Below are 21,372 nucleotides of genomic sequence, written 5' to 3'. Positions count from 1 at the left end.
CCGGCGGTAGGCATCAGTTGAGCCTCTTGGTAGTGGGGCGGTTGGCCCAGCGGTAGAGCGGGGTGGCGCGGCGGATGAGCATACGTAGCGTGACGATTGCGGCGGCCAGGTAGAGGTAGAAGTCGACGACCCGGCTGCGCTTCTCGGTGCAGCGTCGGAGCTTGCCGAAGCCGTTCATCCACGAGTGGCTGCGCTCGACGACCCGCCTCTTGCCGGCCTGGATCGGGGCAGGGACGCCCTTGCTGGCGATTTCGCTGGTGAAGCCGAGCGTTGTCAGTGCGGTGCGGGTTTTGTTGCTGTCGTAGCCTCGGTCCAAGTTGACGTTGGTCTGCTCGGGCAAGGGCCCGACCTGCTCCTTCGCTGCCTTGAGAGTGGGCACGAGCAGCGGTGAGTCGTGTCGGTTGGCCCCGGCTGAGACTATGCCTAGCGGAATGCCGCGGGCTTCGGTGGCTACGGACCGTTTCAGACCCTGCTTACCTCGGTCGACCGGGGAGCGCCCGGCGGTCTCGCCGCCGCAGGGTGCCTTGGTGATGCAGCCGTCCACGGACAGCTCGTCCAGCTCAAGGCCGATCATCCGGTCGTACGCCTGTAGCGCCAGAGCGTGCAGCTGCTCGGCTATTCCCAGCTGGGCCCAGTACTTGACCCGGCGTCGGATCGTGCGGTCTGAGCAGCCGGGGCTGGCGACCCGCTCGTAGCCGGAGCCGTGTATCAGAGCGGCGATCGCGTGCTCGAAGACCACGCGGTCCGCGATGCGCGGGTTGTGGCAGCCGAGCGGGTGGCTGTCCACGTGCTCGGGCAGGAGAGCTGAGAACTGGTCCCACAGGGGTTCGAGCAGGCACGCTGGCAAGACAGGCACGGCCCCTCCGGTGATCACTGAGCGTAGAAACTCCATGATTACTGCGGCTCGTGCCTGCTCTGACACGCTGCTTCAGTTCCCGCTCGGCTAGTCCCAGCCGAGCTGGAGGAACATGCCGAGACGGTCGCTCACAGCACGGATCTCAGCGATCCGGCCGCCGCGTACCGTGAAGATCCAGATCTGTTCGACGTCACAGCGTCGGCCGGTCGGCTTGGGTGTCCGGGGGCGATACCCGGTGTGGACGGCGCGCACCCGAAGCCGGGCTACGACATCATCGCCCTCGGCGATGAGCTGTTCCAGGCGAAAGCCATCGTCCGGGTGCTCGGCGCTGAACGCGGCGAGCTGTTGCCGGAAGCCCTCAATCGCAGCGCCGGGTGCTTCCTCTTCACCGAAAATGATCTTGTTGTGGTCGATGACGTCCGGCGCGAGATACCGCACCCAGTCCTGGCTCGTTCGGTCGTTGAGTGCGGTGATGAAGCCGAGAACGACCTGCTTGTTGCCGAGGGCGGTGGTGGAGGGCATCTCCAGCTCCTGCGGTGTCGAGGAAACGGATTCGGATTCTTACAACGTAAGTATCGTCTGGGTCGATTCTTGTCTTACCTTGTAAGAATGTCAACGCTCGGGGTGGAGAGGTGGGGCGACGTATGACGGCCGAGAAGCCGGGCGCACGGCGCGGCCGTGGCGAGCGCGTGGGACTGAGCCGGCAACGAATCCTTGACGCGGCACTGGACCTGGTGGACCGCAGCGGGCTTAAGGCCCTGACGATGCGTTCACTCGGTGAGCAGCTCGACGTCGAGGCGATGACGCTCTACCACTACGTCCCGAACAAGGCCGCCTTGCTCGACGGACTGGTGGAGCAGGTGTTCAGAGCTGCTGCACCGGCGATGGACAAGTCCGCCGACTGGCGGGAGGCGCTGCGTGAGTACGCGAAGGCGCTGCGCAAGGGCCTGCTGCGGCACCCGGCCGTCCTCCCGCTCGCCGCCTCTCGCCCAGCGGTCACCCAGGCGACACTCGACGACATCGAGGCGTGCCTGCGCATGCTGACGGACAACGGCTTTCCACTCGGTCGCGCGTTGCACGCCCTCAACGCAGTGACGGTGTTCACGATCGGGCACACCGTCATGGAGGCACAACTTGCCGTCGACGCACACGAAGCGGGCGGCACAGGCTGGCTGGCCCAGCTGGCGACCGAGCGATATCCGCTCATCACCAAGGCTGCACGCGACCGAGCAGGAGTGGACGACAAGGAACGCTTCGCCTTCGCCGTCGACGCGATGCTGCTCGGGTTCAACGAACTGCGCGAGGGCTGAACCCCGAGTCGCCAGCCGCTACTGATCACTGAGCGTAGACAACTCCGTGATCACTGCGGCTCGTACCTGTTCTGTTTCCGGAATGTCCACCACCAACGCTTCACCCCTACTGCCAGGCGCTCTTAGCCGCATCGGGTCTCGCCCCGCCAGCCCCATGAGATCACTCCCAAAGCCGGCGTGGATGGATCGAGACTTCAACCGATGGTGACGACGGGTTTGACAACGCGGCCCGCTATCGCGGCCTCGGCGGCGGTTTCGATTTCTGTGAAGGGGAATTCGGTGATGAGTTTCTCGAGTGGGAGCTTGCCCTGCTTGTGGAGGCGGATCAGTTGTGGGATGGCCTTGGCGGGGATGGCGTCGCCCTCGGTGACGCCTCGGATGGTAAGTCCTTTGGTCATCACGGTCATGGTGTCGAACTGCGCGCTGCCGATGCCGACCAGCGCGAGTGTTCCCTGTTTGTGCAGGGCGTGGAGAGCCTGGGACACCACGGCAGGTTGACCGGTGGTGTCGATGGCATAGTGCGGCCCGCCGTGGGTGAGGTCGCGGACAGCCGCCACCACATCGTCCTCGGCCGTGGGATCGATGGCGACTGTGGCGCCGAGTTCCTTCGCCAGCGCGCGGCGTGCGGCGAGGGGCTCGATGGCGATGACGGTGTGATCGTCGGCGACCGCTGCCATGATGGCGCTCAGGCCGACACTGCCGGCTCCGAAAACGGCCAGTGCGGCCCCCGGTCGCGGTTGCAGGACGGTGTGGACGGTACCGACGCCGGTTTGGACGCTGCACCCCAGCGGTGCTACCACACTTGGGGGTAGGTCCGCGGGGACCTTGATGGTGTTGCTTTCGGTCGTGAGGCAGTGAGTCGCGAACGCGGACTGGCCGAAGAAGCTGCCGTAGGCCGGGGTGCCGTCGGTGTGGGAGAGAGGGGTGCTGCCGTCGGGACGGGAACCGGCGGCATTGAGGGCACCGGCGAGCTCGCAGTACGCCGGACTCCCTGCCGTACATGGTTCGCAGGTGCCGCAGCTTCGGTAGGTGAGGCAGACGTGGTCGCCGGGGGCGACGTTGGTCACCGCGTCTCCCACGGCCTCGACGACGCCGGCACCTTCATGGCCGAAGACCATGGGAAGACGTTCCCGGGGCCAGATCTGCCGCATGCTGAGGTCTGTGTGACAGATGCCGCTGGCGGTGATCCGGACGAGGATTTCCTCCGGCCGCGGCGCATCGAGATCGAGAGTTTGGAGGGTGAAGGGGCCGCCGGGGGATTCCACCAGCGCTGCTTGTATCCGCACTTACGTCTTCCTTGGGGTAGTGCCAGCTGTGAGCGCCGACCAGGAGGGCATGGGGCGTTGCCTGCGTGGGGCATCGTCAGGACAAGTAGGGGTGCTTTTAGACGCGTTCGAGGATGAAGTAGAAGTGCTGTCCCTCATCCAGGACGTTCTTGCCGTTCATGACACCCAGGAGGGTGTTGTCGCTGACTCGTTTGAAGTGGTCGAGTACAGGCTGGCCGTCATACACCATCGTGGCAGTCGTCTCCCCGCGGAACTCCACTGCCCACAGGCTCGCTTCGCCCTTGGCCAGCTCGGCGTCCGAGAACAGCGCGCCGTGCTCGTCACGGCAAATCAGAGGCTCCACATGATCAACGGAATGGAAGGTCTTGCCATACCAGTTGGCCTGGGCCAGCAGGCTCTCCACTCGGTGTCCGGTGGTGATCCCGGTTCCCTTCCACATGCCTAGGATCTCCTCAGGGCGAACGGTCGGCAGCACTGCCCACAGCTGATCTAACTCGGCAGGTTTCAACGCCATGTCACTGGATGCCCGGATGGCGGCGATATGGGCAAGGGCCTTCTTGCGGTCCATGTAGCGATCACTCCCTGTCATCGGCCTCTACTGAGCCTAACGCCACTACTCCTGCGGGCTGTTGGATACTGCATCTTGGTCTATGGATTGCGCTTTCCCTGACCCCTCTGGCAGCCGTGATGCTGCATGGGATGCTGAGTAGATAGCGCGCAGGAGCTCTTCGGCCTGTTGCGGGTATATGGCTGCGTACTCGCGCTGTACTTGGGCCCACCATCGTGCTTCGTCCTCGGTGGTGGCTAGCGGTTTCTTCGGCAGGGGTTCCGACGAGCCGCTCGTGTATCGTCCATGAGCAACAGCCTGCAGAGCTGCTTTGATGTACAACGCCTCGGCTGCCGCCCGAGGGTTGGACCAGTCCGCATCGGACTCTTCGACAACGTCCTCTGCGGCGTGGAACAAGCCCGGCGGCGCATAGTCCCGTAGTTGCTCGACTGCGTCAGCGAGGGTATGCACACGGATGCTGAGCCGCACGCTGAGGGGCAGGGACCAGTCCGTGAGCTCGCGCCAAATAGGAGCTAGCCTTGCCTGGCCGAGACGTTGGTGGAATGACACATCCGGAAACGTCTCGACTAGGTCCCGCCACAGGGGATACAAGCCTGCCAACAGGCGTATCGTGGACCACCGGGCAGTCGCTGCGGTGGCCGCAGGGATGCTGCCGCCGGCAGCGAAGACCACCAACAGGGTCGCCGTCATGGCTGCTGTGATGTGCGTGATCGCAGGCGCAGCGGATCGGCTGGTGGGAATGGCCACGGCGGTCCACAGGTAGGTTGTGCGGGTGATCACGTAGGACAGCCCAATCCCCATTGCAGTCGCTATGAGGGCGAGGCCTATGCGCAGCAGGCGGGACTCCGCCCGTCGAGCAGCGCTGGCGCACTGATAACCCGTAACGATGCAGCTGGCCGCCAAGTACACGTATAGGATTGACAAAAAGAGAGCGGCGCCCCACTCACCGATGTGGGCAGCGGCGAAGTCAGTTGACGAGTTCGATTCGGTCCGGTCGACGGCAGTGAAGAAGACCACTGTCAGTGCGATTACGACGCCGATGGCCACGCGAGGCGAGAGCCGGGCAATGTGGTGGGAGGCCATCACGTGCCGCGGCGAGGTTGTCGGATGGTGTCTACCGTAATTGGCAGATACGTAGGTGATGATCGACGCGATGGCGGCGGTGCCGAGGTACTCCTGTAAGAGCACGTCTACTTCCGCGATCGGTACGAGCCGCATCGCATCTGCCCCGATGGGGGACTTGAGCCAGGAAGCTGCAGCATATCCGCTGTAACAGCCCCACAACGCGCGCCGCTGAGTGTCCCCGTGGCGCAAAACAGCTGGCGCACGCCACGCAGCAACAGCCGTCATGGCCGTTGCTGCGAAGTAGTTGAGGTCATCAATGAGGGTCACGGCTGGGGATCCTGATCGTGCTGGGTGCGGATGTGTGGTGGTGGGGCAACCGGGTGGATCAGCGTGTGCTCCAGCTGGCTGATGACATCGTTTCCGACTGCCGGGGCCCGGCTTCGGGAAACCAGTTGCTCGATCACATATGCGCCGAGCTCAGCCTCCTGTTCTTCCACAGTTCCGTAGCGGGCGCGGGCTTGGATCTCTGCGTCTCTGCCATACCGCTGGATTAACTGGTGAAGGTGGTCCGGGATGAGCTGTTCCAGCTCATTTGTCGTGAGCGTGGTGGAGTGTCCCAGCCACTCATGGGCAATTTCATGAAGAATTAAATGGTTTGTCTGAGACTGTGTCGGTCTAGGGCGGTACAAAATGAACGTGCAGTCTTTGAGCTTGGCTCGAAGCCCACAGGCTCTGCGCATGTCCTCGGATTCCTGGATGGCAACCAAGCGAAGCTGCTTGCCACGTGCTTGCTCGACGTTTGCCACTAAGCCTTCGATTGTGAAAGGTGTGGGCAGTGGGAGGCTGCTGAGCCTTGCTTCGCAGTTCCTGCGAAGCTCCCGCAGCCTTCTCGACGCGAACAACCCTGCCCCTCGGTGCTGACACACTGAATCCAGCGATGAAACCTCTTCACGTTCACTGCAGCCTGTGTCCATTGTGCGCGATGGTGCGTCCGACACCGGGCCACGAGCCACGATTCCCGATGCGGCGATGGTCGACGACATCAGGTATCCCGGCGTCTCCGCCGTGAAGACGCACGTCGCGAAGTTGTTGATCTTCGCGTTCTTCGACTGCGTCGGAGCCACGGTCTCCGCTGATCTGCTGCCCTGAACGGTTGGCCGTCGAAGCGGCCAGGCACAGAGTCCTGAGCGCGGTGATCCTGGCTGACGAAAGCTTCACTCGCGTACGGATGGCTGCTCCCTGCTGGTCATCCACTGGCGCGTCATGCGTCCGGGGAGTGCCAGCAGCTAAGGACAGGTGGGTAAACGTTTGATAAATGTCGCGAATTGAACGATTCTGAGCTGCCCCCGGTTTTGTGGAGTCCCTGATGTGCCCCGGGTCTGGTGGAGTCGCCTTGCTGGACAGATGATGCTCCAGAGACTCAAGGAGGCTTCCGTGCCCCGTAGTTACCCGGCCGAGTTCCGGCGCAAGGTCCTCGATCTTGTCGAAGCCGGCCGGTCGATCACGCACGTCGCCAAGGGCCTGGGCATCGACAAGGAAGCCCTGCGCGGCTGGGTCCGCCAGGCCGAGGCGCACGCACGGGCAATGCCGGCAGGAAGCGGCCGAAGTCGGCCCGCCGACTCCGCGACGAGCAGCTGACGCCGCTGGTCGAGCAGATCCACGCTGAGTCGGGCGGCCCTATGGGACGCGGCGGCTCACGCGCGCGCTGCGGCGCAAGGGCATCGGTGTGGGCTGCTGCACCGTCGGGTGGCTGATGCGCGAGCTGGGTCTGGAGGGCGTGATCCATGGGCAACGGCGCCGGACCACCGTGCCGGCACCGTCAGCTCCCCGTCCGCCTAATGGGAGCTGCCGGGTCGGCCGCGACTTCGCGGACTCGTGGCCGGACCAGCTTTGGGTGGCGGATATGACGAATGTCCGCACCTGGTCCGGCTGGGCGTATGGGGCGTTCGTCCTGAACGTGTTCTCCGGCGTGATCGTCGGCTGGCAAGTCGCAAGCCACATGCGCACCGAACTTCCCCTGGGCGCAATGGGGATAGCCCTCTGAAGGCGCCGCATCAAGAACGATCCTGGGTCTATTCATCACAGCGACCGCGGGTGGCCATACGCGTCCATTCGGCACACCGACCGGTCCGTCGATATGGACGCCGCTGCCTCGGTCGGCTGCGTCGCCGACTCGTACGACAACGCCATGGCCGAGGCTCTGAACGGCACAGCCGAGCTGATCGCGGTGCAATGGGCCCTGGCCTGTCGGGACGTCGACCAGGTCGAGCGGGCGAGGTTCCAGTGGGGCATGTAGCAACGAAGGATGCTTCCACTCCACCCTCAACTACGTGCCGACCGCCGAGAACAAGAAAGCCTTCTGGCGGAACCAGGAGCGAACCCCGCAAACCGCGCTCACCAGTTGAGATCGGACTCCATGGAACCTGGAGCAGCTCAGAGCGAGATCCAGAAGACCGGGGTAGCTGCTACTCCACGGTTCGCCGCCTCATGTCCTCGGCCTTGCGGGCTTCATCCAGCAGTTCGTTCAGCTTGGCCAGCATGGGACCAGACAGTCCCTCCACGGCCCCGCGGGGGTGCAACTCGACATCCTCGCGCTGGGCGAGGAAGCGGATGGTCTCGACGACTTGCCGAACCATCTCGTCGTTGGACTGGAAGTAGAGCGCAGGGACGTCGAAGACTGCGGACAGTCCCTCATGAAGGACCGCTCCAGGTACGTGGACCAAAACCTCTCCTGACGGCTGCTGCCCGGTGCGTAGCGCCCTTACCTGGCTCGGCCGGATGATGTCAGCGCCAGCCTTGCCGTTGATCGCGCCAGCTATGGTTGCGTCCGAAGGCCGGTTGCCCTCAGGAAGGCGCCCCAGAAGGTAACTGATCTTCTCGGCGAGGGAGGTAGGCAACTCGGGCGGTCGGTTGGTTTCTGCCGTCTCACTCCCACCGAAGGACCGGTCTTGCGCGGCGAGCAACTCGTTGATGCTCACCCCGTAGGCATCAGCGAGCGGCCCCACGAATGCCGGGTCGAGCCTCCGCTTTCCGCGCTCAGCGTTTCTGATCGGGACGGAACTCCGGGTTCCGATGATCACAGGTACATCCTTGCGCGGAATGCCTGCATCGCACCTAAGGTCCGCCAAGTCGGGTTCGCCATCCCGAGGAAACAGGTCGTCGATGTGTTCACCGAGGGCTTCTGCCAAAGCGGGCAGCTTTTCCGGTGGCGGGGTCGCATCACCTTTCAGCCATGCACTGACCTGGGTGTGTGCCGAGTAGCCAAGGGCTTCGGCGATGTCCTGCAGTCGGACGTCGCGGATCCGCCGAACTAGCTTCAGGCGTTCGACGTCGATATGGCGTTGCACAGGGCCTCCCGCGCTGCTGTGGAAGGAGCGACAGCAGCAACTTTAACCAGCAATGCGTTGATCTCCAGAGGCACGTGATGTAGTTTTTGCGATCGGGGGCTGTGCGTGCTCGGCCGTGAGGCCTCGCGCTGTGGCGCGCTTGGCGCTCGTAGGGGGTGCGTATGAACTTGTCGGTGGGGAACGGTTCATGCGCAACCCTCATGTATGCCATGCGCTCGGCATCGACACTGGGTCGGAAGATTTCAAGTCTAGTGAGACGGCCGACCTGGATACGGCCCGGTCAGCGCGCCCGAGCGCCGAGTTCGTCCAGGAGCGCGTGCTGGCCGGCCTCGCTCAGCGTGGTGAACTGGCGGTGCTTGGTCACGAACGAGACGCTGAACGTCTTGGGTAGCGCCGCCAAGCGCAACCACCGCGTCACCAGTAGCACGACCGCCGTAGACACGGGCCTCTCGTAACACGGGGACGGCCCCGCCCGAACTGCTGATGGGCGTTGAACGACGCCAGCAGGGGGGCGGGCAGTCCTCACTGGGCGTCAGAAACCATAAGACCGCTGTGACGGGTTGATATCTGCAAGCAAACAAAAATGATGCCGCGCATCAATGCATCTCTATATTAGGCGTCCTCTAAGTCGTTCTGTCTGTTCCGCGTTATTGGGGAATTGAATTCCAGTAGCGGGGTGACGTCCGAATTTGATCGAAATCCTAGGGGGATTGGGTGCTCGAGATTAGTCTTCTCGGTCCGTTGCGAGTATGTCGGGACGGCGAGGATGTGACTCCTTCGGCTCCTAAATTGCGGCAAGTGCTCGCCATGCTGGTGCTGAGTGCAAATTCGATGGTCAGTGTGGAACGGCTCTGCGAGGAGCTATGGGGAGAGCGCCCTCCCTTTAAAGCGCTCACCACTCTTCAGACATACATCTATCAGCTGCGCCAACGCTTGCAGCTGGTCACAGAACATACGAGTTTACCACTCGCTGCGCCACCAATTTCGTTCTCGCCCGCTCTTGTTACCAGAGTGGGCGGGTATGAACTGCAGCTGGAGGGCCGGCAGTCTGTTGACGCGTACCGCTTTGAACGGCTTGCCGATCAAGGGCAGGGAGAGTCGCGGAGCGGTGACACGGTGCAGGCGGTGCGCACTTTCAAGGAGGCGCTGCGTATATGGCAGGGACAGGCTTTGGTTGACGTGGCCGGTGGTCGACGTCTCTCCGCTTGGTCCACCATGCTGGAGGAACGGCGGAAGAATGTCATGGAGAAGCGATTCTCTTTAATGCTTGAAATCGGTCAGCAAGAAGCCATGCTGGACGAGGTCTCCGAGGCATTCTGGCTGCACCCGACGCATGAGGCATTCGCTGGCTTGCTAATGCGTACCTTGAGCATGCTCGGTCGCCGAGGCGATGCCCTGGATGTGTTCCGCACCCTGAGAGCCAGACTTGTGGACGAACTGGGATTGGAGCCGTCGGCGGAGCTTCAAGAGATGCATCAGCAGATACTCGTGGACAACGTAAAATCGACCAGAAGTGCGGCGGCTGTCCGGCCGACTGTCGCCGCCACTGCCTCCGGCGTGACAATTTCACAATTACCCGCCAACACGACTGACTTCGTCGGACGTGTTTCTGAACTCCACGAAATACAGAGCTACCTGAGCGCTGAGCGAGGTAGCGATCCGGGAGTTCGAGTAGTCGATGTCCGCGGACGTCAAGGCGTAGGCAAGACAGCTTTTGCTGTCCGCGCCGGGCACCGGCTGCGCCAGCATTATCCCGACGGCCAGCTGTTCGTCGATCTCTCAGAGGTTGGTGACGGCCCACCGGACATCACGGATGTACTGACAGGGGTTCTGAGTTCCTGTGGCTTCCGCCGGAAAGAGCTGCCGTCGGAACTCGGTGAACTCAGTCGGCTCTTCCGCAGCTGGACGGCCGACCGACGGGCCCTTGTCATCATCGATGACGTGCTGACGAGCTCGCAGCTGAAACCGTTTGTACCAGGTGGACCGGGCTGTGCGGTGATTGCTGTCAGTAGATATCGGGTTCCGAGCCTTTCTAGCGGACGATCCATCGAGATACCTAGCCTCTCTTCGAGTGAGGCCTTGGAACTGCACAACCTTATTGCCGATGGATGGTCCTGGGATAGCCACGCCAAAGTCGTGCCAGAGCTAGTGGGGATGTGCGAAGGCCTGCCGCTGGCAATCCGAACGCTCACCGCGAAGCTGGCAAGCCGATCCGGCTGGCAGGCAGCCCGGCTGGCCTCCCGACTTCATAGCAATACTGCAAAGCTTCTTGAAATTCTGGTGGAGGGGTGTTCTCTTGGAGGCAGAGTCGAGTCCAGTTATCGGCATCTCTCACAAGAACAGCGTCGGCTGCTTTGCCACATGGCTGGCCGGGCGAAGACCCATTGGCATGTCGACGATCTGAAGAACTTGGTGCCCGGCAGCGAGGATCTCGAGACCCTGCTCGATTCCTTGGTTGATCTCTATCTGGTCGATGAGCTGCCCATGCCGCCCACGAAGTCGTCACGAACCCTGCAGGAGTCCGCCTACACGATTCCTCGGCTGATCAGACAAGCTCTACTGCGGCTATGGTCCGAACGCGACCCGCTGGATAGGGCAGTGGAGCATAGTTGCAGCGATGACTCGCTGCTGCACTTCGGTGCGCGGAGGTAACTCGTCACCTCATAACGCATGACAGCGGCTTGCCGAACCCGAAGGGGGCGGCAAGCCGCTGTCATGCTTGAACGCCGTCAGCCGGCCGTCAGCAGTCTTTCAGACTATTTTGAGCGTCCTTCGAACGCTACGCGTCAGCATGAAGTCGGTAGCGAGAGCATGCCAAGGAGGGCATCTTGCAGCGAACACTGATTGTGGCGAGGATGGACCTCGCCGACGCGGAGGACGTGGCCAAGGTATTCACCGATTCGGACAGCTCCGAATTGCCACACATGATCGGGGTGTCGAGGCGAACTTTGTTCGCATTCCACAACCTCTACTTCCACTTGGTCGAGGCAGAGTCAGACATTTCGCCGAACTTGTACAGGGCGCGCAGCCATCCGCTTTACCAGGAGATCAATACCCGTCTCGCCCAGTTCATTTCGCCCTTCGATCCCGACTGGCGTGAACCCAAGGACGCCATGGCGGTCCCCTTCTACAGTTGGACGCCTCACGGCGGTTCAGTTGTGACCAAGCCCGTTGCCGAGAACCTTGGCGGTGGCAGGTGAGCATTTCTGGGACTGCCAAGGTTGCCGCAGAAACGGTGGCGGCCAACACGAAGCGCGGTGGAGACATCCGGGTCACACTCAGCCCGAAGACCGTCGGCTGCACGTCCGGCTTCGGAGGTGTGCTTCGTCTGCTTCCTGGCGAGTACGTGACGGAGCACACCCACCCTTACTCAGAGGAGTTCCTGCACATCATTCGCGGGCGGCTGGAGATGAGCCTGGATGGCGAGCCGGTTTCACTCGCTCCAGGCGATTCCCTATTGGTCCCCATCGGGATGCGGCATCGCCTGCTCAACGTTGGGACAGAGCCGGCCGAAGCGGTCTTCCACCTGTCGCCTCTCGCCCCACGGCCTGAACTCGGCCATGTGGACACCGAGGTGCCGGTGCATCTGGACGCGAGCAGCCCCGAGGTCGGTGGTGTGCGGTGACCCGCCGCGCGGTCATCACAGGTGTCGGAGTTGTCGCGCCGGGGGGTGTCGGCCGCGAGGCGTACTGGGAACTTCTCTCAGCTGGGCGCACCGCCACTCGCCGAATCAGCCTCTTCGACCCCTCGAAGTTCCGCTCTCAGGTCGCTGCTGAGTGCGACTTTGACCCACTCGCCGCAGGACTGACCCAGAAGCAAGCGCGGCGCATGGACCGGGCTGCCCAGTTCGCAGTCGTCGCAGCTCGTGAAGCCATGGACGACAGCGGTATCGATCTGCAGAGCGGCGATCCAAGCCGGGTCGGCGTGAGCGTCGGCAGCGCGGTGGGGTGCACCATGGGTCTCGAAGAGGAGTACGCGGTCCTCTCCGACGGCGGCAACCAGTGGCTGGTCGACCACACCTACGGTGTGCCTCATCTGTACGGGTATATGGTCCCGAGTTCGCTCGCTGCGGAGGTAGCCTGGGAGGCTGCTGCAGAAGGACCGGTTGCGCTGATCTCCACCGGTTGCACTTCCGGGCTGGACGCCGTTGGATACGGCGTCCAGCTGATAGAGGAAGGCACTGCTGATGTGGTACTCGCCGGCGCAACCGATGCACCGCTGTCGCCCATAACCTCAGCCTGCTTCGACGCGATCAAGGCGACAACACCCAACAACGAGGATCCCCGGCACGCCTCCCGGCCGTTCGACGGCCGGCGGGATGGGTTCGTTCTCGGAGAGGGTGCGGCGGTCATGGTGATAGAGGAAGCTGAGGCCGCCCGTCGCCGCGGTGCCGAGACATATGGAGAGATCCTGGGCTTTGCTGGGCGTAGTAACGCCTTCCATATGACCGGACTCAAGCCGGACGGCAGGGAGATGGCGGAGGCCATTCGGGCTGCCCTGGATCGCGCGCGGCTGAATCCGGAAGACATTGATTACATCAACGCGCACGGGTCCGGCACCAAGCAGAACGACCGACACGAAACGGCCGCTTTCAAGAAGAGTCTCGGACAGCGCGCGTATGAAGTACCTGTGAGTTCCATCAAATCGATGATTGGGCACTCACTAGGCGCCATCGGCTCGTTGGAGATCGCAGCCTGTGCCCTTGCGCTCCGGCACCAGGTCGTGCCACCGACCGCGAATCTCACCGTCCCCGACTCCGAGTGCGATCTCGACTATGTACCGGTGTCTGCACGCGAGCACCGTATGGATCGAGTCCTCAGCGTCGGGAGCGGGTTCGGTGGGTTCCAGACCGCCATGGTGCGGGGCGGAGCCAGTAGCGGCGGGAGGGCAGCGGCATGACAGCATCGGGCCTTGGTACTGGGCCTCGGGAGCGGGCCGTGATCACCGGACTCGGTGTGGTGGCGCCGACGGGTATCGGACTCGAGCAGCATTGGGAGTCTGTGCTTGCCGGGAAGAGTGGACTCGGGCGTATCATGCGATTTGATCCGGAGTCATATCCGGTGCGTGTGGCCGGGGAGGTGCCTGGCTTCGTCGCAGAGGACGGGGTGTCGAGCCGGATAGTTCCCCAGACCGACCGCTACACCCATTTCGCCCTGGTGGCCGCGGCGCACGCCCTTGAGGACTCGGGCGTGGATCCCGCGGATCTTCCTGAGTACGAGATGGCCGTCGTGACGGCAAGTTCCTCCGGTGGTACCGAGTTCGGCCAGCATGAGATGGAAAGGCTCTACCTCCAGGGCCCAGCCTGGGTGAGTGCCTACCAGTCCATCGCCTGGTTCTATGCCGCGACGACAGGACAGGTCTCCATCCAACACGGCATGCGTGGGCCGTGTGGCGTGATCTGCTGCGAACAGGCAGGCGGCCTGGACGCACTCGGGCAGGCGCGCCGGTTGCTGAACACGGGGTCTCGGTTGGTGCTCAGCGGCGGCACGGACGCATCGCTGTGCCCCTATGGCCTGGTGGCCCAGATGTCGGGGGGCGGCCTGTCCACCGAGGACGATCCCACCCGTGCCTACCTGCCCTTCGACGCCTCCGCCTGTGGTTTCGTCCCTGGCGAGGGCGGAGCCATGCTGGTAGTCGAGACCGCCTCTGCTGCGGCAGCACGGGGAGCTGAACACTACGGTGAACTGCTTGGCTATGCCGCAGGATTCGATCCCCCGGCCGACTCATCGCGCCCGCCAGCCTTGGCGGGTGTGATCCGTCGGGCGCTCGCGGACGCGCGGATCACTTCCGAAGCGGTGGACATGGTCTTCGCGGATGCCTCCGGAGTGCAGGAGCGAGACCTGGATGAATCGCGAGCGATTGCCGAGGTGTTCGGTCCCGCCGGAGTCCCGGTAACTGCGCCTAAAACCTTGACCGGAAGGCTCTACGCCGGCGGAGCAGTGCTGGACACCGCCACCGCGCTTCTTGCCTTGAGTTCCGGTGTGATCCCGCACAGTGCGGGGCTCGAACGAGTGGCCCCGGACTGCGAGATCGACCTGGTGCTTGACAGGCCGAGGCAGACCAAACCGAGGACTGCCTTGATCCTCGCGCGTGGATACGGGGGATTCACCTCGGCGCTCGTGGTTGGCGCTGGCAACCGTAGCAATGTGAAGAAGTAAACGAAAACGGCGAGAGAAAGGAAGGAAGAGAATGTTTACAGTCGAGGACGTGATCAGGATCCTGCGTGCCGGCGCCGGCGCCGACGAGCAGATCGACCTGGGCGGCAAGGCGGTCGCTGACACGGAATTTGCTGAACTCGGCTACGACTCACTGGCCCTGCTGGAATTCGTCAACCGTATCGAGCGTGAGTACGGGATCGAGATACCGGACGGGGATGTCGAGAAGGGCTCCACGCCTCAAGAGGTCGTGACGTATGTCAACGGGCGCCTCGTGGAGGTGGCTCGCTGATGGCTGGGCACACCGACAACGCGATCACCATAGACGCGCCCATGGACCTTGTGTGGTCCATGACCAACGACGTCGAGTCCTGGCCGCAGTTGTTCAGCGAGTACGCGTCAGCAGAGATCCTGGAGCGCGACGGAAACAGTGTGACCTTTCGTCTCGCACTGCACCCTGACGAAACGGGCAAGGTGTGGAGTTGGGTCTCCAAGAGGGTCGCGGACGAGCAGAGCCGCACGGTGAGTGCTCACCGTGTTGAGACAGGCCCTTTCAAGTACATGAACATCCGGTGGGAGTACCAGCAGCAGCCATCCGGGGTCCGCATGCGCTGGATCCAGGACTTCGAGATGCAGCCCGAAGCTCCCTTGGATGACGCGGGCATGACTGAGCGGCTCAATCGCAACACCGTCGTGCAGATGGCACTGATCAAGTCAAAGATCGAAGCTGCGGCGCGCGTTGCCGCACAGCAGTGAAGGGGAAACTTCATGCAATTGGCACTACAGGCTAAGAAGATCCTCGTGACGGGCGGAACCCGCGGCATCGGGCGCGGCATTGTCCTGGCGGCTGCTCGCGCAGGTGCCGATGTACTCACCTGCTACCGTCACGAGGGCGAGGCGGTCGACAGTCTTGTCCGGGAGCTCAAGGAAACCGGTGGTGCCCACCACGTAGTCCGCGCCGATGTTGGAGAGATAGCCGAAGTCGATAGGTTGATCGGCATCGCTAGGGAACGGTTCGGCCGCCTCGACGCAGTGGTTAATAACGCCGGCGTCATCAGCCACATCTCGTTCGGAGAACTGGCTGCTGACGAGTGGTCAAAGGTCCTTGACACCAATCTCACTGCTGCCTACCGGGTCATCCAGCAGACACTGCCTCTGTTGGCGACTGGGGCCTCTGTGGTCAACATCGGCTCACGCGGTGCCGCAGCGGGGATCCCGCTCCGCGCGCACTATACCGCGGCGAAAGCCGGCATGATCGGCCTGACCCGTTCGCTTGCCAAGGAACTCGGGCCGAAGGGCATCAGGGTGAACGTCGTCGCGCCTGGTGTGATCGAGACCGAGGCATTCGACGCCATGCCGCGTGACCGGGCCGAAGGACTGCGCGCCACGTATGCGCAAAAGACAGCGCTCGCCCGGCTCGGAACCGTGACTGAGCTGGCTGGCCCGGTGCTGTTCCTGCTCAGCGACTTGTCGAGCTATGTCACCGGTGAAACGTTCAACGTCGACGGGGGGATATGAGAATGTCTGATCAGGTCTTCCGGGTGATGCTACGCATGCAGATCAAGACCGGCATGGAGAACGATTTCGAGCAGGTATGGCGTGAGGTCGGCGACTCGGTCACGGATCATCCGGCGAACATCGGTCAGTGGCTTTCTCGGAGCGCCGAGGAGGAGGGGATCTACTACATCGTCAGTGACTGGGTGGACGAGCCCCAATTCCGGGAGTTCGAGACCAGTGACGGGCATCTGAAGCACCGCCAGTTGCTTCATCCTTACCGGAGTGGCGGTTCAATGACCACCATGCATGTCGTCGCGGCCCTAGCTGGCTCGGCTGGGCAACAGTCGTGACAATTGGCGCGGTCGAGGTGGTCCTCTACCATCTCAGCGATGATCCCGAGGCTGTCCTCGTGGCCTATCACGAGGCCAGCCGGCGGATGGAGGGAACACCCGGACTGCTCGGCAATGAACTGCTTACCGCAGTGGGGCGCCCGGATTGCTACGTGGTAGTCAGCCGGTGGTCGAACTGGGATGCGTTTGCGTCTTGGGAAAGCAGTGCCGGGCACAAGCAACAGACGGCCCCGCTTCGTCAGTTCCGGGACACCCAGCGTGAGCGACCGTTTGAAATATATCGGGAGCTAGCCAGCTATGGCGCGGTTCGTGGTGCCTAGGTCACGACAGAAGCCTTGCTGACAGGAGACAACGCCGGCCGCAGCCATGTGTAGGCTGCGGCCGGCTCTTCCTCCCTCTCCTTCATGCAGAGTCATTCTTCTCGTGGAGAATGTTCGGGAGTCCCGGATCCTTTAATTGCCTGGACAGAATAACTCGAATTGCGTACTCATGCTCGCCGCTCGCTTTCGTGTAAAGCTCGACTACCGCATTAGTGATCTGCTCCCTGGCTGACCTGACGCCCCGCGGCGAAACGTGAGCGCCTCGACGGTCAGTAGCGGGTCCCTCGTTATGTCGCATCATGACCGGATCCCGAATTCGTGTCGTATAGGGTTCTTCGGTATCAGGCTCTGAGTCTGCCCGATGAGGCGCAGTCGAATCAGTGTCATCATTCCTCCTTCTGCTTCAGGATTATTCAGCGAGGAGTTGGAGATTCGATCGAAGCCTGCTGGTGGTGGGTTTGATTCGAGGTGGCAGTGTGGCGGCGGTGCCATTTAAGCAGGTAGGTTCATGGGTTAATTCGGTGCCTTTTTGAAATGCTGCTTACTTGTCGGGGCTCTGCGGAATTTTTGATATCGATCAGGCATTGTCGGTGCGCAATCGACTGTCGACCACTGCGACTCCTAAGGAGGAATAAGTGACCACGAGCAACGATGCACCCTCGGACCGAGCGGTGATAGTGCACACATCACTTGTGGCAGGGCACAACACCAAAGCTCAACGCGCCAGGGGGCGTAGGCGCGGTTTGGGCACCCTGCTCGCCGTCGACCTCTGGGAGCGTTTCAGCTTCTATGGCATGGCTGCCATACTCGTCCTTTATCTGACGTCATCCACCGGTCAAGGCGGACTAGGCATGGCGCCGCAGATAGCCACCACGGTATTCGCCGGCTACATGTCGCTGAGCTTCTTGGCTGGGCTTCCGGGCGGCTGGCTGGCGGACCGCGTGCTGGGGGCCCGCCGGTCGATTCTGCTCGGCGGTTGCCTCATCTCCTGCGGCCATGCCGTACTTGCCGCACCGTGGAGTGCCTCCCTCTACGGCGGGCTGTTGTTGCTAGTCATTGGGACCGGGCTGGTCAAGCCGGCCATGGCAGCACTGGTGGCGATGCTGACCGAGAGCAACAAGGAGCGTGAGGCCGCCTTCTCGCTGTTCTACCTGTACATCCAAGTCAGTGCGCTGATCGCGCCGGTCGCCACGGGATTGGTTGCAGAGAAGGTCTCTTGGCACCTGGGGTTCGCCGTTGCGGCGCTCGGAATGGCTATTGGTCTCCTACAGTTCACCTTCGCGCTGGGGCGCTTCGGCGACCTTGGCCAGCGCCCGCTCCGACCGATCCGCCGGAGCGAAGCAACCCGTGTGCTGCGGAGGAGCGCTCCCGCTGTTCTCGTCGTCGGTGTACTGGTGGCGGTGGCGGCGCTGGCTGGCTCGGTAAGCGGAGTTCTTACTGTTCTGGGGCTGGCCACCCTTTCCCTGCCGTTCGGCTACCTGGCGCTACTGCGCCGCGGATCCCCCTGGACGGGGCGTGCTGCGCGGCGTCAGCTGAGCCGGTTCACCATGCTCATGGCCTCATCGGCGGCGTTTTGGATGGTTTTCGCCCAGAGTGGTTCGGTACTGAACCTTTTCGCCGAACACCACACTGATCGTCACGTGCTTGGGTTCGAGGTGCCGGCCAGCTGGTTCCAATCGGTCCACCCCGCCTTCGTCCTTGTGGCTGCCCCGATTGTCGCCCGCCTCTGGCGCCGCCTCGGTCCGCAGGCCGAAGCGCCGGTGAAGTTCGCCGCCGGACTCATGGCGGGAGGGTTCAGCTTCCTGCTGATGGCTGCGGCCGCGCTGATCGCCCTCCGAGGCCCGGTTGGCCCTTACTGGCTGCTGCTGGCCTACTTGCTTTATGCGGTGGGTGAACTCTCCCTGGCACCAGCGGCGATGGTGCTTGCGGCCGAAGTCGCACCGCCGGGTGCAACCAGCCAATTTCTCGCCCTCAACGGCTTGTTCGGTGCAGTCGGTGTTGTTCTGGGCGGTCAACTCTTCCGGTTGACAGCCATTGTCCCGCTCCCCCTCTACTTCCTGTCGTTGGGAATCCTGGTCATAGCGGTAGCTGTCGCAGTCGGCCTATCCGTCGATAATTTGCGTATCCGGACGCATCCGGGTGATTGAGGTAGATGCGCCTTTGCGGTTGCGGGTACTGCCGCCCGTGGCGGCGGCATCCCATCGGCTCGTCTACTGATCACATACTCCACCGCGAGCGACCACGTGAGCGCTGCCATTCGCACGTGCTCGTCACCCGACAACGACGCGAGATCGGGGCGCGCGATCCGCCTGCAGCCGCGCGTTGTGGGCGTCAGCTGAGCTTGGCCGTCGTCGAGACGCGTTCCATCCGTTCGCCGATCCCTCAGTTTCCGGTTGCGAACGCCGCCTGCCTCTGATCGGCGGACGTGTCGGCCTCGTGACCGGCGCGGCGGCATGACCGAGGCCAACAAGCGCCGCCGTGCCGTGAGAGGCAGCTGCGTCTGCCTGGTGCGTACAATCATGGGTACGCGGAAACGGCTCTCTCTCAGAAGTGACGCACTGAATGTCGATCCCGCTGACCGAGAAGGTAATCTGCAGCTCAATGATATGTAGATGCATAACCCATCCCCGGCAAGCTAAAGTGAGATAGGGCCATCAGGAATCCATCCCTCGACATATCCGGTCACGAGTAGGACGGCTCCTTCCGGGGAAATCTCTCGCCGTCGCCTCTTTAGTTCTTCAAGTCCCCACCTGACGTGCGTGGCGGAACTCAGCTCGATAGCCGCTGACTGCCTATTGCTGAGTCGAACAAAGAAGAGGCGAGATGCGGTGACGCGATCGAATTCCCAGTCGTCGTCCGGCCGTGACTGCCGCGTTCCGTATATGGATCCGAAGCCGGGGTCGAGGAGCTGGAAGCGATCAGCCAAAAACCTGGTGGCAGCTGCCTCGAAGCTGCCGACCTCGCCGATGCGCACCTGGGGAACCGTCCAGCCGCTGCAGCATCCGCCGCACAGTAGGAGCCGGTGCTGGTCGTCCAGTAGCAGGAGGTAGGCGCGCCGGTCGAACCGCGGCCACGGGATGTGAGGAGTGGGTACACCAGAACCCTGCAATCTTGCTATTTAAGTAGCAAGCCGGAAGGGCTGGCCGGATGACACCTGTCAGACCTGCCTCGCTCGCCAGGTGGAGACCTCGACTTGTGGTGGCAGGAGTGGGACTGCTGACCGACACCCGCTACACCTGTCGTGTCCTGCGAAAAGGCAGGAGTGGCGTTTGGGAATCACGAGGCAGGCGTTTGCGGGGCTCGCAGCTCACCCGTGCTGACCTGGGGAAAAGGAATTCTCGACACATCTCACGGAGGCGGGGCGACCCGGGTGATCCGGTCCGGCGACAAGCGTAGCGGATGGCGGGTGGGGGGCGTGGGGTGCGGGGCCGGGGTGGGGTCAGCCGATGTGCCAGCTGAGGGTGCCGTCGGCGGCGGTGAGGGCGGCGAGGAGGATCAGGTCGGCGGCGCCGAGGGCGATGCCCACGAGGGCGCGGCCGCGGCGGGTGGTGCCGCGGGTCAGGGCGAGGGTGCCGAGGGCCAGGGCGCAGGGGCCGAGTACGACGTTGAGGACCAGGGTGCCGAGGAGGCCCAGGACGAAGGAGGCGACGGCCATGCCGTCCGCGTGGGAGCGGGCGGGGCGGGCGGCGGGGGAGGCGGGGGAGGCGGAGGTCGGCTTCATGGTGGCGGCGTTCATCGGGGGGTGCCTCCCGCCTGGTTGCGGCGTTCGCGTACGGAGAAGACGAGCAGCCAGGTGGCGATGACCGCGGCGGCGACGAGGGTGACGGGGAGGGGGAGGTGTGCCGCGGTGCCCAGCGCGATCCCCATCAGGAGGAGGGCTGCGACGAGGAAGAGCATGATCTTCCTTTCGGAATTCGGAGGACAGTTGTTCACTGACATCCTCAGTCTACGACTGCGCGGGAGTGGAATGGTTCGGAGAACGGTTGTTTACTGGATGACATGAGTCACAGTGTGGGTGGAGTCCGGCAGGCCCAGAAGCAGAAGACCCGTCAGGCACTGCTCGACGCGGCGCTCGGGCTGCTGGAGGAGCAGAGCCTGAGCAGTCTGGGGCTGCGCGAGGTGACGCGGGTGGTGGGCATCGCCCCGACCGCGTTCTACCGGCACTTCCGGGATATGGGGGAGTTGGGCGTCGCGCTCGTCGAGGAGGCGCTGGGGAGCCTGCACGCGATGGTGCGCGCGATCCTCGTGGAGCCGGCGGCGGAGGAGCGGATAGACCGTACGGTCGCGGTCGTGGAGCGGCATGTGCGGGAACACCCCGCCCATGTGCGGTTCGTGGCCCGGGAGCGGCACGGCGGTGTGCGGGCCGTGCGGCAGGCCATCGCGGGGGAGTTGGCGCGGTTCACGGAGGAGGTCGCCGAGGCGCTCAAGACGCAGCCGGCGTCGGCGGGTTGGCGGGACGAGGACGTGCGGATGCTGGCCGAGCTGTATGTGGACCGGCTGGTGACGACGGCCGCGGAGCTGATCGACGCGGCGGAGGACGGGGCCGAGGGGGCGGCGGACGAGGTGGTCTGGCGGGCGCGGCGGCAGCTGCGGCTGATCAGTATCGGCCGAAGGCACT

28 protein-coding genes are annotated in these 21,372 nt (G+C 63.4%); 17 read left to right on the top strand and 11 right to left on the bottom strand.

The window, feature by feature from the left end:
- Positions 1-13 precede the first annotated feature (13 nt).
- Both RZ84_RS15190 and RZ84_RS15185 read right to left on the bottom strand, forming a co-directional pair.
- Positions 14-856, bottom strand: a complete 843-nt coding sequence (locus RZ84_RS15190) for an IS5 family transposase (protein WP_043269946.1) — start codon at positions 854-856, stop codon at positions 14-16.
- Positions 857-943: 87 nt separating this feature from the next.
- On the bottom strand, positions 944-1,378 hold the full coding sequence (locus RZ84_RS15185; protein WP_043264782.1) for an ester cyclase: 435 nt from the start codon (positions 1,376-1,378) through the stop codon (positions 944-946).
- Positions 1,379-1,500: 122 nt separating this feature from the next.
- Here RZ84_RS15185 and RZ84_RS15180 point away from each other — a divergent pair, with 122 nt between their 5' ends.
- Positions 1,501-2,166, top strand: a complete 666-nt coding sequence (locus RZ84_RS15180; RefSeq protein WP_043264781.1) for a TetR/AcrR family transcriptional regulator C-terminal domain-containing protein — start codon at positions 1,501-1,503, stop codon at positions 2,164-2,166.
- 194 nt (positions 2,167-2,360) lie between these two features.
- Here RZ84_RS15180 and RZ84_RS15175 read toward each other — a convergent pair whose 3' ends face one another.
- The 4 genes from RZ84_RS15175 to RZ84_RS38955 form a co-directional block, all read right to left on the bottom strand.
- Entirely contained in the window at positions 2,361-3,431 is a 1,071-nt protein-coding gene (locus RZ84_RS15175; RefSeq protein ID WP_241777716.1) for an NAD(P)-dependent alcohol dehydrogenase, read from the bottom strand.
- Positions 3,432-3,549: 118 nt separating this feature from the next.
- Positions 3,550-4,020 carry a DUF4334 domain-containing protein gene (locus RZ84_RS15170; protein ID WP_078894648.1) on the bottom strand — a complete coding sequence of 157 codons (471 nt, stop codon included), beginning with the start codon at positions 4,018-4,020 and terminating at the stop codon, positions 3,550-3,552.
- A 45-nt stretch (positions 4,021-4,065) separates the two neighbouring features.
- The gene (locus RZ84_RS15165) at positions 4,066-5,412 is read right to left on the bottom strand and encodes an MAB_1171c family putative transporter (RefSeq protein WP_157878826.1); all 1,347 of its coding nucleotides are present in this window, start codon (positions 5,410-5,412) and stop codon (positions 4,066-4,068) included.
- On the bottom strand, positions 5,409-5,891 hold the full coding sequence (locus RZ84_RS38955; RefSeq protein WP_157878825.1) for a hypothetical protein: 483 nt from the start codon (positions 5,889-5,891) through the stop codon (positions 5,409-5,411). Before RZ84_RS38955 ends, RZ84_RS15165 begins: the two co-directional genes overlap by 4 nt.
- Positions 5,892-6,051: 160 nt before the next feature.
- Between RZ84_RS38955 and RZ84_RS38950 the strand changes: the two genes are divergently transcribed.
- The 4 genes from RZ84_RS38950 (at position 6,052) to RZ84_RS38940 (ending at position 7,381) form a co-directional block, all read left to right on the top strand.
- Complete coding sequence (locus tag RZ84_RS38950) at positions 6,052-6,234, top strand: hypothetical protein (protein ID WP_157878824.1); 183 nt, start codon at positions 6,052-6,054, stop codon at positions 6,232-6,234.
- A gap of 285 nt (positions 6,235-6,519) precedes the next feature.
- A complete protein-coding gene (locus RZ84_RS38945; RefSeq protein ID WP_157878823.1) occupies positions 6,520-6,723 on the top strand; it encodes a transposase in 204 nt (67 codons plus the stop codon).
- 265 nt (positions 6,724-6,988) lie between these two features.
- Positions 6,989-7,129: a hypothetical protein gene (locus tag RZ84_RS41110; RefSeq protein WP_241777715.1), complete on the top strand. Its 141-nt coding sequence runs from the start codon at positions 6,989-6,991 to the stop codon at positions 7,127-7,129.
- A gap of 93 nt (positions 7,130-7,222) precedes the next feature.
- A complete protein-coding gene (locus RZ84_RS38940; protein WP_157878822.1) occupies positions 7,223-7,381 on the top strand; it encodes a hypothetical protein in 159 nt (52 codons plus the stop codon).
- A 169-nt stretch (positions 7,382-7,550) separates the two neighbouring features.
- Here the strand turns inward: RZ84_RS38940 and RZ84_RS15140 are convergent, their stop codons facing one another.
- Together RZ84_RS15140 and RZ84_RS38935 are read right to left on the bottom strand one after the other, a co-directional pair.
- The gene (locus RZ84_RS15140) at positions 7,551-8,432 is read right to left on the bottom strand and encodes a helix-turn-helix domain-containing protein (protein ID WP_043264776.1); all 882 of its coding nucleotides are present in this window, start codon (positions 8,430-8,432) and stop codon (positions 7,551-7,553) included.
- Between the two features lie 280 nt (positions 8,433-8,712).
- Positions 8,713-8,874 (bottom strand): hypothetical protein, encoded by a 162-nt coding sequence (locus RZ84_RS38935; RefSeq protein WP_157878821.1) that lies wholly within the window; start codon positions 8,872-8,874, stop codon positions 8,713-8,715.
- Positions 8,875-9,146: 272 nt separating this feature from the next.
- Between RZ84_RS38935 and RZ84_RS36595 the strand changes: the two genes are divergently transcribed.
- The 11 genes from RZ84_RS36595 (at position 9,147) to RZ84_RS15090 (ending at position 18,901) form a co-directional block, all read left to right on the top strand.
- The gene (locus tag RZ84_RS36595) at positions 9,147-11,084 is read left to right on the top strand and encodes an AfsR/SARP family transcriptional regulator (protein ID WP_347232757.1); all 1,938 of its coding nucleotides are present in this window, start codon (positions 9,147-9,149) and stop codon (positions 11,082-11,084) included.
- Between the two features lie 176 nt (positions 11,085-11,260).
- Positions 11,261-11,632 carry a TcmI family type II polyketide cyclase gene (locus RZ84_RS15130; protein ID WP_043264774.1) on the top strand — a complete coding sequence of 124 codons (372 nt, stop codon included), beginning with the start codon at positions 11,261-11,263 and terminating at the stop codon, positions 11,630-11,632.
- Between the two features lie 35 nt (positions 11,633-11,667).
- Entirely contained in the window at positions 11,668-12,057 is a 390-nt protein-coding gene (locus tag RZ84_RS15125; protein ID WP_241777714.1) for a cupin domain-containing protein, read from the top strand.
- Positions 12,054-13,331 (top strand): beta-ketoacyl-[acyl-carrier-protein] synthase family protein, encoded by a 1,278-nt coding sequence (locus RZ84_RS15120; protein WP_043264772.1) that lies wholly within the window; start codon positions 12,054-12,056, stop codon positions 13,329-13,331. Before RZ84_RS15125 ends, RZ84_RS15120 begins: the two co-directional genes overlap by 4 nt.
- Positions 13,328-14,590 carry a ketosynthase chain-length factor gene (locus tag RZ84_RS15115; RefSeq protein ID WP_043264771.1) on the top strand — a complete coding sequence of 421 codons (1,263 nt, stop codon included), beginning with the start codon at positions 13,328-13,330 and terminating at the stop codon, positions 14,588-14,590. Before RZ84_RS15120 ends, RZ84_RS15115 begins: the two co-directional genes overlap by 4 nt.
- Positions 14,591-14,621: 31 nt before the next feature.
- Positions 14,622-14,879 carry an acyl carrier protein gene (locus RZ84_RS15110; protein ID WP_043264770.1) on the top strand — a complete coding sequence of 86 codons (258 nt, stop codon included), beginning with the start codon at positions 14,622-14,624 and terminating at the stop codon, positions 14,877-14,879.
- Entirely contained in the window at positions 14,879-15,343 is a 465-nt protein-coding gene (locus RZ84_RS15105; protein WP_043264769.1) for an SRPBCC family protein, read from the top strand. Before RZ84_RS15110 ends, RZ84_RS15105 begins: the two co-directional genes overlap by 1 nt.
- Positions 15,344-15,355: 12 nt before the next feature.
- Positions 15,356-16,105: an SDR family NAD(P)-dependent oxidoreductase gene (locus tag RZ84_RS15100; protein WP_043264768.1), complete on the top strand. Its 750-nt coding sequence runs from the start codon at positions 15,356-15,358 to the stop codon at positions 16,103-16,105.
- Between the two features lie 2 nt (positions 16,106-16,107).
- The gene (locus tag RZ84_RS15095) at positions 16,108-16,434 is read left to right on the top strand and encodes an antibiotic biosynthesis monooxygenase family protein (protein ID WP_043264767.1); all 327 of its coding nucleotides are present in this window, start codon (positions 16,108-16,110) and stop codon (positions 16,432-16,434) included.
- Entirely contained in the window at positions 16,431-16,754 is a 324-nt protein-coding gene (locus RZ84_RS36590) for an antibiotic biosynthesis monooxygenase family protein (protein WP_347232756.1), read from the top strand. Before RZ84_RS15095 ends, RZ84_RS36590 begins: the two co-directional genes overlap by 4 nt.
- 743 nt (positions 16,755-17,497) lie before the next feature.
- Positions 17,498-18,901, top strand: coding sequence for a peptide MFS transporter (locus tag RZ84_RS15090; protein ID WP_157878820.1), 1,404 nt, complete (start codon positions 17,498-17,500; stop codon positions 18,899-18,901).
- Positions 18,902-19,389: 488 nt separating this feature from the next.
- Here RZ84_RS15090 and RZ84_RS40125 read toward each other — a convergent pair whose 3' ends face one another.
- The 3 genes from RZ84_RS40125 to RZ84_RS39755 all read right to left on the bottom strand — a co-directional run bounded on the left by RZ84_RS40125 (position 19,390) and on the right by RZ84_RS39755 (position 20,651).
- Positions 19,390-19,728: a hypothetical protein gene (locus RZ84_RS40125; RefSeq protein ID WP_157878819.1), complete on the bottom strand. Its 339-nt coding sequence runs from the start codon at positions 19,726-19,728 to the stop codon at positions 19,390-19,392.
- Positions 19,729-20,193: 465 nt separating this feature from the next.
- A complete protein-coding gene (locus tag RZ84_RS15085; RefSeq protein ID WP_052230489.1) occupies positions 20,194-20,475 on the bottom strand; it encodes a hypothetical protein in 282 nt (93 codons plus the stop codon).
- A gap of 11 nt (positions 20,476-20,486) precedes the next feature.
- On the bottom strand, positions 20,487-20,651 hold the full coding sequence (locus tag RZ84_RS39755) for a hypothetical protein (RefSeq protein WP_043264765.1): 165 nt from the start codon (positions 20,649-20,651) through the stop codon (positions 20,487-20,489).
- Between the two features lie 102 nt (positions 20,652-20,753).
- On the opposite strand from RZ84_RS39755, the gene RZ84_RS36585 reads away from it, so the two are divergent.
- Positions 20,754-21,372 (top strand): TetR family transcriptional regulator (locus tag RZ84_RS36585; protein WP_107068274.1); only part of this gene is annotated, 619 nt, incomplete at its 3' end.

The sequence above is a fragment of the Streptomyces sp. CT34 genome (genome assembly GCF_000805335.1).
Taxonomy (GTDB): Bacteria; Actinomycetota; Actinomycetes; order Streptomycetales; family Streptomycetaceae; genus Streptomyces.
Note: the sequence above shows the minus strand (reverse complement) of the source record. Positions and strands in the feature narration are given on the sequence as shown.

Bases quoted from the DNA above. Each gene is read 5' to 3' on its own strand.
- RZ84_RS15100 (WP_043264768.1), top strand. From the start codon at position 15,356: ATGCAATTGGCACTACAGGCTAAGAAGATCCTCGTGACGGGCGGAACC.
- RZ84_RS15105 (WP_043264769.1), top strand. From the start codon at position 14,879: ATGGCTGGGCACACCGACAACGCGATCACCATAGACGCGCCCATGGAC.
- RZ84_RS39755 (WP_043264765.1), bottom strand. From the start codon at position 20,651: ATGCTCTTCCTCGTCGCAGCCCTCCTCCTGATGGGGATCGCGCTGGGC.
- RZ84_RS15095 (WP_043264767.1), top strand. From the start codon at position 16,108: ATGTCTGATCAGGTCTTCCGGGTGATGCTACGCATGCAGATCAAGACC.
- RZ84_RS41110 (WP_241777715.1), top strand. From the start codon at position 6,989: ATGACGAATGTCCGCACCTGGTCCGGCTGGGCGTATGGGGCGTTCGTC.
- RZ84_RS15085 (WP_052230489.1), bottom strand. From the start codon at position 20,475: ATGAAGCCGACCTCCGCCTCCCCCGCCTCCCCCGCCGCCCGCCCCGCC.
- RZ84_RS38940 (WP_157878822.1), top strand. From the start codon at position 7,223: ATGGACGCCGCTGCCTCGGTCGGCTGCGTCGCCGACTCGTACGACAAC.
- RZ84_RS15185 (WP_043264782.1), bottom strand. From the start codon at position 1,378: ATGCCCTCCACCACCGCCCTCGGCAACAAGCAGGTCGTTCTCGGCTTC.
- RZ84_RS15170 (WP_078894648.1), bottom strand. From the start codon at position 4,020: ATGGACCGCAAGAAGGCCCTTGCCCATATCGCCGCCATCCGGGCATCC.
- RZ84_RS15180 (WP_043264781.1), top strand. From the start codon at position 1,501: ATGACGGCCGAGAAGCCGGGCGCACGGCGCGGCCGTGGCGAGCGCGTG.
- RZ84_RS15115 (WP_043264771.1), top strand. From the start codon at position 13,328: ATGACAGCATCGGGCCTTGGTACTGGGCCTCGGGAGCGGGCCGTGATC.
- RZ84_RS15110 (WP_043264770.1), top strand. From the start codon at position 14,622: ATGTTTACAGTCGAGGACGTGATCAGGATCCTGCGTGCCGGCGCCGGC.